11 protein-coding genes are annotated in these 13860 nt (G+C 48.6%); 5 read left to right on the forward strand and 6 right to left on the reverse strand.

Features of this window, described 5'->3' with window-relative positions:
* Positions 1–72: 72 nt before the first annotated feature.
* Together cysE and trmJ are read right to left on the reverse strand one after the other, a co-directional pair.
* A complete protein-coding gene (cysE, locus tag SOHN41_RS09405) occupies positions 73–894 on the reverse strand; it encodes a serine O-acetyltransferase (protein ID WP_007648189.1) in 822 nt (273 codons plus the stop codon).
* 60 nt (positions 895–954) lie between these two features.
* Positions 955–1680: a tRNA (cytosine(32)/uridine(32)-2'-O)-methyltransferase TrmJ gene (gene trmJ, locus SOHN41_RS09410; RefSeq protein ID WP_007648193.1), complete on the reverse strand. Its 726-nt coding sequence runs from the start codon at positions 1678–1680 to the stop codon at positions 955–957.
* Positions 1681–1833: 153 nt separating this feature from the next.
* Between trmJ and suhB the strand changes: the two genes are divergently transcribed.
* Positions 1834–2637 (forward strand): inositol-1-monophosphatase, encoded by an 804-nt coding sequence (gene suhB, locus SOHN41_RS09415; protein ID WP_007648195.1) that lies wholly within the window; start codon positions 1834–1836, stop codon positions 2635–2637.
* Positions 2638–2744: 107 nt separating this feature from the next.
* Here the strand turns inward: suhB and lolE are convergent, their stop codons facing one another.
* From lolE to SOHN41_RS09430, 3 genes are read right to left on the reverse strand one after another with little or no spacing between them, the layout of a single operon-like run.
* Positions 2745–3995 (reverse strand): lipoprotein-releasing ABC transporter permease subunit LolE, encoded by a 1251-nt coding sequence (gene lolE, locus SOHN41_RS09420; protein ID WP_007648197.1) that lies wholly within the window; start codon positions 3993–3995, stop codon positions 2745–2747.
* Entirely contained in the window at positions 3992–4687 is a 696-nt protein-coding gene (lolD, locus tag SOHN41_RS09425) for a lipoprotein-releasing ABC transporter ATP-binding protein LolD (RefSeq protein WP_007648199.1), read from the reverse strand. The genes lolE and lolD overlap by 4 nt, the downstream gene beginning before the upstream one ends.
* A gap of 56 nt (positions 4688–4743) precedes the next feature.
* Positions 4744–5976, reverse strand: coding sequence for a lipoprotein-releasing ABC transporter permease subunit (locus tag SOHN41_RS09430; protein ID WP_007648201.1), 1233 nt, complete (start codon positions 5974–5976; stop codon positions 4744–4746).
* 94 nt (positions 5977–6070) lie between these two features.
* On the opposite strand from SOHN41_RS09430, the gene SOHN41_RS09435 reads away from it, so the two are divergent.
* The 3 genes from SOHN41_RS09435 to SOHN41_RS09445 all read left to right on the forward strand — a co-directional run bounded on the left by SOHN41_RS09435 (position 6071) and on the right by SOHN41_RS09445 (position 11280).
* Complete coding sequence (locus tag SOHN41_RS09435) at positions 6071–6676, forward strand: hypothetical protein (RefSeq protein WP_007648209.1); 606 nt, start codon at positions 6071–6073, stop codon at positions 6674–6676.
* 84 nt (positions 6677–6760) lie between these two features.
* Positions 6761–10258: a transcription-repair coupling factor gene (gene mfd, locus SOHN41_RS09440; RefSeq protein ID WP_007648210.1), complete on the forward strand. Its 3498-nt coding sequence runs from the start codon at positions 6761–6763 to the stop codon at positions 10256–10258.
* Positions 10258–11280 (forward strand): peptidoglycan binding protein CsiV, encoded by a 1023-nt coding sequence (locus tag SOHN41_RS09445; protein ID WP_007648211.1) that lies wholly within the window; start codon positions 10258–10260, stop codon positions 11278–11280. Before mfd ends, SOHN41_RS09445 begins: the two co-directional genes overlap by 1 nt.
* 105 nt (positions 11281–11385) lie before the next feature.
* On the opposite strand, the gene SOHN41_RS09450 is transcribed toward SOHN41_RS09445, so the two are convergent.
* Positions 11386–11661: an acylphosphatase gene (locus tag SOHN41_RS09450; protein ID WP_007648212.1), complete on the reverse strand. Its 276-nt coding sequence runs from the start codon at positions 11659–11661 to the stop codon at positions 11386–11388.
* 489 nt (positions 11662–12150) lie between these two features.
* Here SOHN41_RS09450 and SOHN41_RS09455 point away from each other — a divergent pair, with 489 nt between their 5' ends.
* A complete protein-coding gene (locus SOHN41_RS09455; RefSeq protein WP_007648213.1) occupies positions 12151–13413 on the forward strand; it encodes a serine hydrolase domain-containing protein in 1263 nt (420 codons plus the stop codon).
* The last annotated feature ends 447 nt before the right edge of the window (positions 13414–13860 follow it).

Below are 13860 nucleotides of genomic sequence, written 5' to 3' on the forward strand. Positions count from 1 at the left end.
AAAATCTTGGGCAGAGGGCACCCGCCGAGTCATTCTGTTTGGGTGCAATCACTTAACGCCAAACAACACCCTTTAGATGCTCGGATCAAACTCATCATGGGTATTCTGACGTTTAACTGCGGCGGCTTTTTCCGCATCATTAAACTCACCCACATCTAATTCCGGCAGTTTTTCGGTACACACATCACCGCCTAAACGTTGAATAGCTTGACACAACTCCTGCACTTTCGAGTCCATCAAATGCATATGGTCCAGCATTTGGCCAATGGCATTGGCTACGGGATCGGGATTATCGGGCGAAACGGCATAGGCATCGAACCCGTATTTTTTCGCCATGGCACTGCGCCGCTCGGACTTTTCCTTTGACTGAGGTGACGGTGTTGCCACCACGCGACCAGGAATACCAACCACGGTCGTGTCCTTAGGCACATCTTTGACCACCACAGAATTTGATCCCACACGTGCACCATCGTGCATAGTAATAGGACCGAGGATTTTTGCCCCCGCACCGACCACCACATTATTGGCTAAGGTCGGGTGACGTTTACCCGCCTGCCATGTGGTTCCACCGAGTGTCACACCGTGATAAAGGGTGCAATCATCGCCAATTTCGGCGGTTTCACCAATCACCACCCCCATACCGTGGTCAATGAAGAATCTATGTCCAATGGTCGCCCCGGGATGGATCTCAACCCCAGTCAACCAACGGGAAAACGTCGATAAACAACGGGCACTTAAACGCCAATCACGCTTCCATAACTTATGGCTTATCCGGTGCAGCCAAATGGCATGCATCCCCGGATAGTTAATTAAGATCTCAAAGGCGCTGCGCGCCGCGGGATCACGGTGATATATAGATTCAATATCTTCTTTTAGCCTAGCTATCACACCCATCACTCAATCCTTCGCACTGATTATTGTTTGCCAGTTATTGTTTGCCAGATAAGCACTGGGCTATTTTTGTTTATTGCCGACCACTTTGTCGATGGAGGTCAAGATTCCCCTGAGGATATTCATCTCCTGACTCTCAATTCGCGCGCGACTGAATAATCGACGCAGTTTTGTCATGACTTGTCCCGGGTGATTTTTAATAATAAAACCCGTCGATAACAGCGTACTTTCGAGGTGGACGAAGAAACGTTCTTGATCCGCCGCTAAGGGATATTCTGTCGACTCAGCTATGGTTTCTGTCTGCGCTAAATGGGCAACTCGAGTCTCGTAACAGATAATTTGCACCGCTTGCGCAAGGTTGAGTGAGCTGTACTCAGGGTTTGCGGGAATCGCAACATGGTAAGTACATTGTTGCAGCTCTTCATTGCTTAAGCCATGATTCTCGCGGCCGAAAACTATGGCAACTGGGCCGCTCAGGCTTTCAGTGACCAGTTTTTGCCCTGCTTCACGCGGGTCAAGCATTGGCCAATCTAAGGTTCTGCTGCGCGCACTGGTGGCGATCACCAAACTGCAATCGGCGATAGCTTCGGCGAGTGAATCAACCTTGACTAAGTGTTTCAAAATGTCGGAGGCACCGGCGGCTAATGCAATTGAGTGACCATCGGGCTCAACTCGCGGCTCAGCAAGATAAAGGGTCGACAGACCCATAGTTTTCATCGCTCTGGCGGTGGAACCTATATTGCCGGGGTGCGATGTCCCCACTAAAACCACACGAATATTACTTAGCATGAAACAACTTAATTTAATTCATAAAACACTGGGGGCGAATATTATCACAGGCATGGGCGAATGCTTATATGAAAATCGGTATTTGATATAACAATCAAATCGAGTATAATGCCGCCCGCTATTTTAACGTTCTTTAACATCCAGGGGATTGCAATGCATCCGATGCTGACGATTGCTGTTCGCGCTGCCCGCGCGGCTGGCCAAACTATTATGCGCGCCTACACTGAACTTGACCGAGTTGAAGTCAGTGCTAAAGGTATCAATGATTTTGTTACCAGTGTAGACAAGGAAGCAGAAGCGGCTATTACGTACCAAATTCGTAAATCATATCCAGATCATACGATTGTGGGTGAAGAAAAAGGTGAAAACCGCGGTGAAAACAAAGACTATGTTTGGATAGTCGATCCTCTGGATGGCACTAACAACTTTGTTAGAGGCATTCCCCACTTCTCGGTGTCTATTGCTCTGCAATACAAAGGCAAGACTGAAGTTGCCGTTGTTTACGATCCTGTCCGTGAAGAACTCTTTACCGCTATCCGTGGTAAGGGTGCAAAACTCAATGATTTCCGGATCCGCGTCACTAATGTGAATGAATTAACCCCGACCATCATCGGCACGGGCTTCCCATTTAAAGCGCGCCAACACACTGAAACCTATATGGCTATCTTTGGCGAAGTCTTCGGCCAATGTGCTGACTTACGTCGCGCAGGTTCGGCGGCATTAGATTTAGCCTATGTTGCTGCAGGCCGTTTAGACGGTTTCTTCGAAATCGGCTTAAAACCTTGGGATATCGCCGCAGGCGATCTTATCTGCCGTGAAGCGGGTGGTACTGTTACCGATTTTACGGGTAACCACAACTACCTGATTTCAGGTAATATTGTGGCTGGCTCACCTAAAGTGACCACAGAATTAGTGAAGATCATGCGCCCATTATTGAATGAAGGTTTAAAGCGTTAATTTCATCGTAACCTTCATTTAGTCGCCAGAATTAATAAGGCCAGTGACTTTTAAGATGTCACTGGCCTTTTATTTAGCACCGCAATCAGACTATCTGCCTTAACACACTATCTGCCCGCTAATGCTTGCGCGGGTGCAATTTGACTGGCCTTCCACGCTGGATATAAAGTTGCAATCAAACTCATCATAAATGCCATGGCAATCACTAGCACCGCATCCGAGCCATGTAATTCAGAAGGGAGAAAGTCGACAAAGTACACATCCGCAGACAGTAGCTCAATATTGAATAACCGCTCGATCGCACTGGCGATACCACTTAAGTTCAACGCCATGCTGATGCCAATAATGCCGCCAAGACCACAACCGAGCAGTCCATTTAAGGCACCCTGCACCATAAAAATGCCCATCACAGCGAAACGGCTCAGCCCCATGGTCATTAAAATCGCAATTTCAGAGGCCTTATCCCGCACAGCCATCACTAAGGTTGAGACGATATTAAAGCAAGCCACACCGATCACTAACACTAAAACTAAGTACATCACAGTGCGAACCAGTTGAATATCTTGATATAAATGCCCTTGAGTACGAGTCCAATCGCTAATATAAACCGACTGCTTTTGTGCATAACCCAATTCACGCACTTTGGCTGGCGCCTCAAACACTTTATCGACGCTAATACGCACACCAGTCACACCACTATTCATATTTAAGATCTGTGCCGCATAGCGCATCGGAATATAGGCCATCGTTAACTCAAGCTCTCCCCCTAGGGAATAAATGCCGGAGACCACAAATCGATGGCTCTTTGCCGCACGTAGGCTGCCGGCCACCTCTGGATCTGAGTCCTGCACATAGAGCGCCACTGTATCACCCAGTTCAAGCCCTAATTTTTTCAGTAAGCTCTTACCAAGGACAATGTGATTCGCATCTTGACTTAAGCTCTGCCAACTTTCATCACTCATAAACTGTGACAGGGCTGAGACCTTCAATTCTTCTTCCGGCTCAATACCCACCACGGATAAGCCTTGAAATCCACCGGGCTTTTGCACTAATCCTTGCATACGAATAAAAGGCGCGGCGCCGCGAATACCCTCAATTTGCAGCGCATCTTTGACGACGTTTTGCCAATCGGCAATCGGTGCGTCCACCCCAACAATATCCGCCTGTGGTACGACGCCAAGCAATCTTTGCTCTAACTCGCGCTCAAACCCATTCATCGCCGACAATACAACGATCAATACCGCCACTCCGAGGGCAATACCTGCGGTCGATGCGAAGGAGATAAAGCTAATAAAACTGTTTGATTGGCGGGCACGGTAAAAACGCCAACCAATGGATAGGGCTAACGATCCTTTCATACTTGGGTTTCCGCCGCTAATTGCAGATAACCATTTTTCATCATCAATTGCCGATCCATACGCCCAGCAAGTTTGTGATCATGGGTCACGACCACAAAGGCCGTACCGAGTTGATTGGCTAACTCGCGGATAAGTTCATATACAGCATCGCCACTGTTGGCATCTAAGTTACCCGTAGGTTCATCGGCAAGCACCAACTTAGGCTGATTGATCAAGGCCCGCGCAATCGCCACCCGTTGACGTTCACCACCCGAGAGTTCGGCGGGAAGATGGGTCATGCGATGAGCTAGCCCTACTCGCTCTAACAGGACTTGTGCATCGGCGAGCGCCTGCTTGCGATCTTTGCCTTGGATAAAAGCAGGCATAGCCACGTTTTCCAGCGCGGTAAACTCTGGTAATAAGTGGTGGAACTGATAGATAAAACCTAAATCTTGATTACGGATCTGCGCCTGGCGCGCGCTGCTGACGCGGTACAAATCTTCTCCCAGCAACAATACCTTACCCGATGTAGGCTCATCTAATGTGCCCATAATATGCAGTAGCGTACTCTTGCCCGAGCCCGAACTGCCGACAATCGCCAACTGTTCGCCCTTAAACACCTGTAAATCCACATTCGATAACACTTGGGTGGTCACGGCGCCGTCGTGATAACTCTTACTGACACTCTGCACTTGCAGTAACACGTCTTGCATTCAAATCCTCTCTATCAATTCTGGGAATAGGGTTTGGCGAATTAAACCATATTCGATTATTCGTATCGTAGCGCCGTGGCAGGTTGCACTCTGGCCGCACGCAGCGCCGGATAGAGGGTTGCCAACAAGGTTACCGCGAGGGTGCCCATCACAATGGCCGACAATTGCACAAACTCCAGTTTCACGGGTAACACTTGCCCTGCCCCTAAAATCGCAATGCCTAAGCTCGACATGATGTCATTAACATTGAGTGTCAGTAGAATGCCTACACCTAAGCCCAGCACTAATCCAAATACCGCATTAAGCGAGCCTTGAACGACAAAGATGCCCATCACCGATGCCGTTGTTAGGCCCTGCGTCTTAAGGACCGCCACATCGGTCGTTTTATCGACCACCATCATCACTAGGGCCGAAACAATGTTAAAGGCGGCCACGGCCACAATTAAACTCAGCATCAGTGACATCATATTTTTTTCCATTTTCACTGCGCTAAATAAGTGCCCATAGGTGTCACGCCAATCGCTGGTCGTCGCCTTAACCCCTTGTTTAGCGAGTATATGCTGCACTTTAGGCACTAAGGCTGGAGCTTTGAAAGAGTCGTCTAAATAGAGCCTAAGTTGATTGATCTCTTCGCTCGGTTGACGCATCAGTCGTTTCGCATCCTGGTAATGGATATAGGCCACGCCCGCATCGACCTGTGAGCCCATTTCAAAGATACCCGAGACCAAAAACTTGCGTTGACTCGGTACAGGCCCAAGCGGCGAGTAAACCACGCCATCGCCGCTCAATAACCTGACGGTATCCCCAGGGCTCACCTTAAGCTGACGGGCAAGCTCTGCGCCCAAAATCACCTTATATTGTCCGCTCGTCAGCTCATCAAAGGCGCCAGAATAAGTATGCTTGGCAACTGCAGACAATGTTTGCGCAAGCTCGGGAAAGATCCCAAAGACCTGCACCGCACGAATATTCGCGCTCGATTGCACCATAGCTTGAGTCGAAATACTGGGGGTCACACCCTTCACATTCGGTAACGTCTTCAGTGCCGTGGCTTGAACCGTCCAATCGCTTAAGGGGGACTCCGTATAGACAGTTAACTGGGGAACCGCGCCGAGAATACGCTCCTTTAGCTGCCCCTCCAGGCCATTCATCACTGAACTGACCACAATGAGCGCCGCCACGCCTAAAAAAATGCCTGACACCGCAAATAACGTAATAAAAGAAGCAAAGGCATTTGCCTTTCTGGCCCGCCAATAGCGGTAACCAACGTAGAAGGGAAATCTTAGATCCATTGAATGAGGGCTGCGTCCTGTGTGATGAACTTGCTAAATCATGAAGATGGGCACGATAATAGGGGTTTAAGTCCTATAAATAAAGAGGCAAGCCTTGTTCACTGACTCTAATCCCTATTTTAGTGTGCCTCACCCCTTCACGGCTTACCTAAGTCCTTGGCCACAAAATCAGCCTTTGCCCAATGAAATCGCATTAAGAACAATGCAATCCCTTGGAATACAACTACTAAGCGAAGTCAAAGAGCTAGAGGCCAGTTGCCTGCTACAACTGCGCCATTTAGATAATGAGGCTAAGGTCGTGGTGGACTTTTTAAAGTTACAATCTCGCAAAGTAGACTTAGTGTTACAGCATGTGCTCGAGAAAGAAGTGCAAGAAGGGGATAAATTTCTTGGCTGCCAATTTGGCGGCAGTGGCATGAGGCTTATCAGTCCTACTCCACTTCCCCTTGGGGACCATTTTAAAACGACGCTCTTTATTCACGATGAATTGATCGCCATTTTATGTTTTGTAAAGGTCTTGGCAAATCATCTGGATACCACTCATCAATCCGAAGATCCCTCTGCACCCGAGCAATATTTTGTTGACCTCGAATTTAGCAAGATCCTCGACGCCGATGTCGAACAGCTAGTAAAAGCCAGCCTTACCGTGCAACAAAAACAGCTAAAATTACGCAAATTAGCAAGGGATGGGCGCGAATAAGCACAGACTTTTCACTGGCACCTCGGCCTTTAAGTCACTACAATGTCTGCAACTTTTTGTGAATGAATCGTTTATCCCACACCAATGACTCACATTTCAGCCTTAACGCCACCCGTCGTCAAAAAGAGTACTCAAGTGCAAACCCTGTCCTGCATTGCGGGGGTTTGCCAAGCCGTGACACTGGCCAGTGTTGTACGCCAACATAAAGGCACTACGCTTGTCGTTAGCAGTGATACGCCCAGTGCATTGAGTTTAGAATTAGAACTCAACTATTTACTGAGCGCCGATGGCATTAAGGTGCGATTATTCCCCGACAGGGAAACCCTGCCCTACGATAGTTTTTCGCCCCATCAGGATCTGATCTCCCAGCGTTTAGAGACCCTCTCACAGATCACTCAGGCCGATCACAGTGTGGTCATAGTGCCAGTCAGCACCCTGATGATGCGACTGCCACCCAAATCCTTTTTGAGTGCTAACGTCTTTGTGCTGAAAAAAGGCGATAAATATCAATTACAAGATGTACGACAACACTTAACTGATACCGGCTATCACTTAGTCGAGCAAGTGTACGAGCACGGTGAGTTTGCGATTCGCGGATCAATTTTAGATATCTTCCCAACGGGCGTGAACATGCCACTGCGTATCGAACTCTTCGATGATGAAGTGGAAACGATCCGCCATTTCGATCCCGAAACCCAGCGCTCCTTACATCCCGTCGATGCAATTCGTTTGCTACCGGCGAAGGAATTTCCCACCGACAGTGCCGCCATCGAGGGTTTTAGACAGAGATACCGCCGCCGTTTCGAAGTGATAGTCAAAGAGCCAGAATCCGTTTACCAATTGGTGAGCCGTAATCTGATGCCCGCAGGGATTGAAAACTACCTGCCATTGTTTTTCGATGATATTGCGACCCTGTTCGATTACCTCCCCAAGGACACCCAGCTTGTCACCTTAGGCGATATTGAAAAGTCGGCTCGCGCCCATTTACAAGAAGTCGAACATCGCTACCTAGATAGACGCGTCGATCCGCTACGGCCACTGCTTGCACCTAAGGAACTGTATTTACTGATAGAAGAGTTATTTGCGGCCTTTAAACCACTACCCCGATATCAGTTTATTGCACCCAGTTCAGAAGCCAACGACGATAAGGCCTCGGTTATCGATGCCCATTTATTACCCGATATCAGTGCCAATCACAAATTAAAACACCCCCTATTGGCATTGCAGGATTACGCTCAAGGTGCACAGCGCATCCTATTCAGTGCCGAATCCGAAGGGCGGCGTGAGGCCCTGCTCGAACTCTTAGGTAAAATCCAGCTTAAACCCACATTATTTAGCCATTTTAATGAGTTTATTCAAAGCGATGTTAAATTAGGGCTCATAGTTTCGCCGCTATCACGGGGCTGTTTGCTTAAGTTCGGTCCAAGGGATGCGGTCAGCATTATTTGTGAAACTGAACTTTTTGGACACCGTATTTCCCAGCAGCGCCGCCGGGAAAAACAGCGTCAGATCAGCAATGATGCCCTGATTAAAAACCTAGCCGAACTCAAAGTGGGGCAGCCCATAGTGCACATCGAGCACGGAGTGGCCTTGTATCAAGGGCTTATCACCTTAGATACGGGCGGTCTGGTGGCGGAATATCTGCAATTAGAATACGCAGGGGGCGATAAACTCTATGTCCCAGTCTCGAATCTGCACCTTATTAGCCGCTACAGCATGGGCGCTGATGGTGATGCACATTTAAATAAGCTCGGCAACGAAACCTGGGCCAAGGCTAAAAATAAAGCCATTGAAAAAATTCGTGATGTGGCGGCGGAATTACTCGACGTTTATGCCCGTCGTCAGGCTCGTCCGGGTGAAAGCTGCGCCATTGACGAAGAGGAATACGCCCAGTTTGCCCATGGTTTCCCCTTCGAGGAGACTGTCGATCAAGAGAGCGCCATTCATGCGGTATTAGCGGATATGCAATCGCCAACCGCCATGGACAGATTGGTTTGCGGTGATGTGGGCTTTGGTAAAACCGAAGTGGCCATGCGCGCCGCCTTTGTGGCCGTCAACGCGGGTAAGCAAGTGGTTGTCCTAGTGCCGACCACACTGCTTGCCCAGCAACACTATGAAAACTTTAAGGACAGATTCGCCGACTGGCCAGTAGTCACCGAAGTCATGTCTCGTTTTCGAACCGCTAAAGAGCAAGATCAAGTGCTTAAGCAACTTGAAGAAGGCAAAGTCGATATCGTCATTGGTACGCATAAGTTACTACAATCACAAGTGAAATTTGAAAACTTAGGCTTACTTATCATAGATGAAGAACACAGATTCGGTGTGCGCCAAAAAGAAAAAATCAAAGCGCTGCGGGCCAATGTGGATATTTTAACCCTCACGGCGACGCCGATCCCGCGCACCTTAAATATGGCCATGTCGGGCATGCGTGATTTATCGATTATTGCCACTCCGCCCGCCAAACGCTTAGCCGTCAAAACCTTTGTGCGTGAGTTCGATCTCGCCACGGTGCGCGAGGCCATACTGCGGGAAATCCTCCGTGGTGGCCAAGTGTATTATCTGCATAACAATGTCGAAACCATCGAAAAATGCGCCCAGGACATTATCGATTTACTGCCCGAGGCCCGGGTAGTCGTCGCCCACGGTCAAATGCGAGAGCGGGATCTGGAGCGGGTGATGTCAGATTTTTACCATCAAAGATTCAACGTGTTAGTCTGTACCACTATTATCGAAACCGGTATCGATGTGCCCAGCGCCAATACCATTATTATCGAGCGCGCCGATACCTTTGGTCTGGCGCAGTTGCACCAACTCCGGGGTCGCGTCGGTCGCTCGCACCACCAGGCCTATGCCTATTTAATGACGCCGCACCCAAAGCGTATGACCAGTGATGCGCGTAAACGCTTAGAGGCCATTGATGCACTTGAAGATCTTGGAGCAGGTTTTATGCTGGCCACCCAAGATTTAGAGATCCGCGGCGCCGGTGAACTCCTCGGTGAGGAACAGAGTGGCCATATATCAAAAATTGGTTTTAGCTTGTATATGGAAATGCTCGAATCTGCGGTCAAGGCACTTAAGCAAGGCAAAGAACCGTCACTCGCGCAAATGCTGAACCAACAATGTGAAATTGAGCTAAGGATCCCAGCGCTACTCCCAGAGGCCTATGTGGGCGATGTGAATATTCGTCTATCCTTGTATAAACGCATTGCGGGCTGCGAGACAGAGGCAGCACTTGACGAGTTAAAAGTCGAACTTATCGACCGTTTCGGCTTGCTACCCGAGGCCACTAAAAACCTGATGGAAATGACCCTCTATAAACATCAAGCGACTCGCCTAGGAGCAACCAAAATCGAAGTGCATGCCACGGGTGGCAGTATCGAATTTAGCAATGACCATGTGATCGACCCAGGCTTTATTATTGGATTACTCCAAAGCCAGCCACAAATCTATCGAATGGAAGGGCCGAATAAGTTAAAGTTCAGCCTTCCCGCTGAAACGGCGAAGGATAGGCTCGCTTTAGTCAAACTCTTGCTCGAACAACTATCTCAACATCAATCGCAACATCGTCTTGGAGATAAATAGTGTTACGTCAACTCGCGGTCTCTATCGCTACATTCATTGCACTCTCACACAGCCAGCTTGCCCGTGCCGAAGCTTGGTTCGAGGTGGAAGTCTATGTGTTTGAACGCCAAAGCCAAACAACCGAGCAGTGGCCAAACGCCCCCATTGCCACCAACACCCATCGAGCCATCGACCTCATTTCTCCCCTTGTTGCCCAAGCCGTCACTCCTATGGGTTCAGCAGCAACACCCTGCACACTAGTGTTTGATGCCGATGCTAATAGTCACTGCGCAGAACAACTCAATGCCGACGGCACGACTGTGGCTAACTTCAGCAGTGATGGCACATCGGATCCTGCAGCGATAAACACAGCCGTCACGGAATACCGCTATCCATCGGTGATCCCTGCTGAAATCGGTAACCATAATACTGCGGATGCCTCGTCCGGTGGTGATGCCCTATTACTCCCCAGCAGCCAAGGGCAATTTACGAGTATCATCAGTAGTTTATCGAGGGAACGTGGTAATCGCAGCCTATTGCATATGACATGGCAGCAACCCATGCGGAGTAAAAGTGGCGCAGTGCCTATCCGTTTATTTGCGGGTAAAGACTTCTCTGGCACTTACCATTTCGATGGTCGCAAAATTGCGGAGCAAGCATTAAACGAACCCATGTTAAATGCCGATGGTACCCCAATGCCCATACCGACAGTATCACCAGTATGGGAGCTAGATGGCACGCTTAATATCTATTTAAATCATTATTTATATATCGAAACGGCATTAAATCTGCGTAAGGAAGGCAGAAAATTAATGGCCGTCGAAAATACCGATATGACGGCGGCCGCACTTACATCGCCCAAGGTGATGACACCTTATTTAATGGCGATCCCACTGGAACAAAATCGCCGGGTAAAGAGTGAAGAGATCCATTATTTAGATCATCCCGAAATGGGCATGGTGATCCAAATTCGTAAGATGGCACCACCTAGCACCGCCGTTGGACAGGACGCTGGAGTGGCACAAACCGTAGATCAATATTGATGCTGTAGTCTTGGGATAGCCAACTGCGGCAAAGGCTGTTAACTGGCTATCCCTATTCACATTTCCCACTGTGTACCCAGCAATACAACGGACTAATACAACAGGCTAAGATTGCACAATGGAAAAGTCGAGGTAAATATCATCGGCTTTATCTTCCTCCACTGTCACAGTGAGTCCCTCGGTACAGGGCACACCCACTTCGCACCAAGCAATCAAATTATTCACAGCAATATCACTGCCTTGGGCTAAGACTTCAACACTGCCATCGCGGCAATTGGTCACATAACCTGTCACACCTAAGGCTCTCGCCTTTGCCAGTGTCGCATGACGGCATCCCACACCTTGTACTTTTCCGGTCAAACGAATTAATACTCGCTTCATTTCACGCCCCTTTTCCACGGCATCTTATTATTGGATTAAGCATAGCCGTTATTATCCAAAGGCTAAGTGTTAACCTTTGGATCTGTAGAGCAAAAAACAAACAAAGATTATTTTTAGGTAAAAAAACAGCTAACAAGACTGCTGTTAGCTGTGTCGGGCGACATACGCAAAGGGATATCCAATTAATGGACAAAGATAGCATCAACTTTGTAGCATTTTGTTACAAAATGATAAGGGGCGCTACTTTACACAATAAATAATTATTTTCAAGAGTTTGAAAAATAAACCTATCTAGGCTTAATAAATATAATACTTTTAGCCGAGAATCGACTTGCAACCATCTAGGCACTGTTCACCATGCAAAACACAGTATATTCGAGCGAATGTACTGTGATATTCGTCTTACACTTCTACTACAAATTCAATCCCATGAGTGAAAGGGCTTTATACCCTGCCCCTATATTTGTCCCTCGAATGGAGAACTTGGCTATGCAAAAGGAACTGCCTATGGTGCTTCGGACATCACGGCCTTACACTAGATTATCGCTGGCACACATTAGCCGACTCCTATCCTATGGGATCTTTAGTAGCATAACGGTTTGCCTTATTGCCGCCTGCCATTCAGATACGGCACCAAGCGCACTCAACCCTATCGATACGACCAAAATGCAAGACACTGTGGAACAGTTGGCGAAGGACATGCTCGTGCCCGGCGCCGTGGTTATCTTGCGTACCCCCAATGGCGAGTTCACTACAACTTACGGCACCACCACCTATGGCGGCACAGAGCCCACCGACGTCGGACTGCACCTCCGTGTTGGCTCCAACACTAAAACCTGGATTGGCACAGTGATCTTGCAACAGGTGCAAGAAGGACAGCTTGGGCTTAATGATCCCGTCTCTAAGTACCGCCCAGATGTGCCCAATGGGGATAAGATCACCATAACGCATCTACTCTCGATGCGCAGTGGCCTACATAATTACACAACCACCCTCGAACTGAACCAAACACTCGATGATCAGCCCGCTAAGGCTTGGACTCAAGCCGAACTTCTGACGATGAGCTACCAATACCCGCCAGACTTCGCACCGGGCACAGCCTTCGGTTATTCGAACACTAACACTGTGCTGCTCGGTTTGATCGCCGAACAACTCGACGGCAAGCCACTGGCGACTATTATACAAGATAGGCTATTTACCCCTCTGGGACTGCTGGACAGCTTATTACCCGACATTCACTCGAACACCCTTCCTACGCCTTACTCCCGCGGTTATATGTACGGTACCAATGTACAGACAATGGACCCACCATACAGTTTGCCAGAAGAAATGCAGGCAGACGCAAGGGCGGGCAGACTAGCCCCGAGAGATCAAACAGAGGTTAATCCCTCATGGGGCTGGGCGGCTGGCGCGGGGATCTCGACCGCCAACGACCTTATCATCTGGGTAAAAGCACTGGTCGAGGGTGAACTGCTGAATGCGGACTTACAGGCCAAGCGACTTGCCAGCGTGTTACCCATAGATCCAACTAACCCTAACAGTGCCGCCTACGGCTGGGGTATAGCAAAATTTGGGCAACTCTATGGCCACACAGGCGAATTACCCGGCTACAACACTTTTATGGGACACGACCCAGTAAACGACGTGACCTTAGTGGTGTGGACAAACCTTGCCCCCACTATCGATGGACGCGATCCCGCCACCACCATAGCCGCAACTTTGGTTAAGATGCTGTATGTGCCGTCGCTTTAGAAGCAAGATAACGGCATAGTCACTCGTGCAGCATCATTGTCATTGTTTCAGTGACTCGCCGTCCATTATTTAGTAAGAAGTGTTCCTATAGGCTCGACGGCGATATCTGCTGTACAGGATGTACAAATGTTGCGATCACATGGATATGAATAAGCAACCATCTCGCCAACGGCCACTGGTACAACAATGCCAATCTAACTACCCCTTGAATAGTCGTTCAGCTAAACAGCGATTAACGCTGCAATCTCTTGTCTAGCATTTATTGCCATAGTTTCCCCAGTGACACGCCCCCCTTTATTTAACAAGGAGCATCCCTGATGGCTCTACTAAAACATATATGGACCCATCCGGTTTGCAAGACATTCGATATCAATTTTGAGAAGAGTTCATTGCACCCATATATTCGGCCTGTTATTGAGGGATTCCTCTGGCCCTGATGGATATTTG

This window comes from Shewanella sp. HN-41 (assembly GCF_000217915.1).
Lineage (GTDB): Bacteria > Pseudomonadota > Gammaproteobacteria > Enterobacterales > Shewanellaceae > Shewanella.

Coding starts and splice junctions, on each gene's coding strand:
- cysE (WP_007648189.1), bottom strand. CDS start 894: ATGGGTGTGATAGCTAGGCTAAAAGAAGATATTGAATCTATATATCAC.
- trmJ (WP_007648193.1), bottom strand. CDS start 1,680: ATGCTAAGTAATATTCGTGTGGTTTTAGTGGGGACATCGCACCCCGGC.
- suhB (WP_007648195.1), top strand. CDS start 1,834: ATGCATCCGATGCTGACGATTGCTGTTCGCGCTGCCCGCGCGGCTGGC.
- lolE (WP_007648197.1), bottom strand. CDS start 3,995: ATGAAAGGATCGTTAGCCCTATCCATTGGTTGGCGTTTTTACCGTGCC.
- lolD (WP_007648199.1), bottom strand. CDS start 4,687: ATGCAAGACGTGTTACTGCAAGTGCAGAGTGTCAGTAAGAGTTATCAC.
- SOHN41_RS09430 (WP_007648201.1), bottom strand. CDS start 5,976: ATGGATCTAAGATTTCCCTTCTACGTTGGTTACCGCTATTGGCGGGCC.
- mfd (WP_007648210.1), top strand. CDS start 6,761: ATGACTCACATTTCAGCCTTAACGCCACCCGTCGTCAAAAAGAGTACT.
- SOHN41_RS09450 (WP_007648212.1), bottom strand. CDS start 11,661: ATGAAGCGAGTATTAATTCGTTTGACCGGAAAAGTACAAGGTGTGGGA.
- SOHN41_RS09455 (WP_007648213.1), top strand. CDS start 12,151: ATGCAAAAGGAACTGCCTATGGTGCTTCGGACATCACGGCCTTACACT.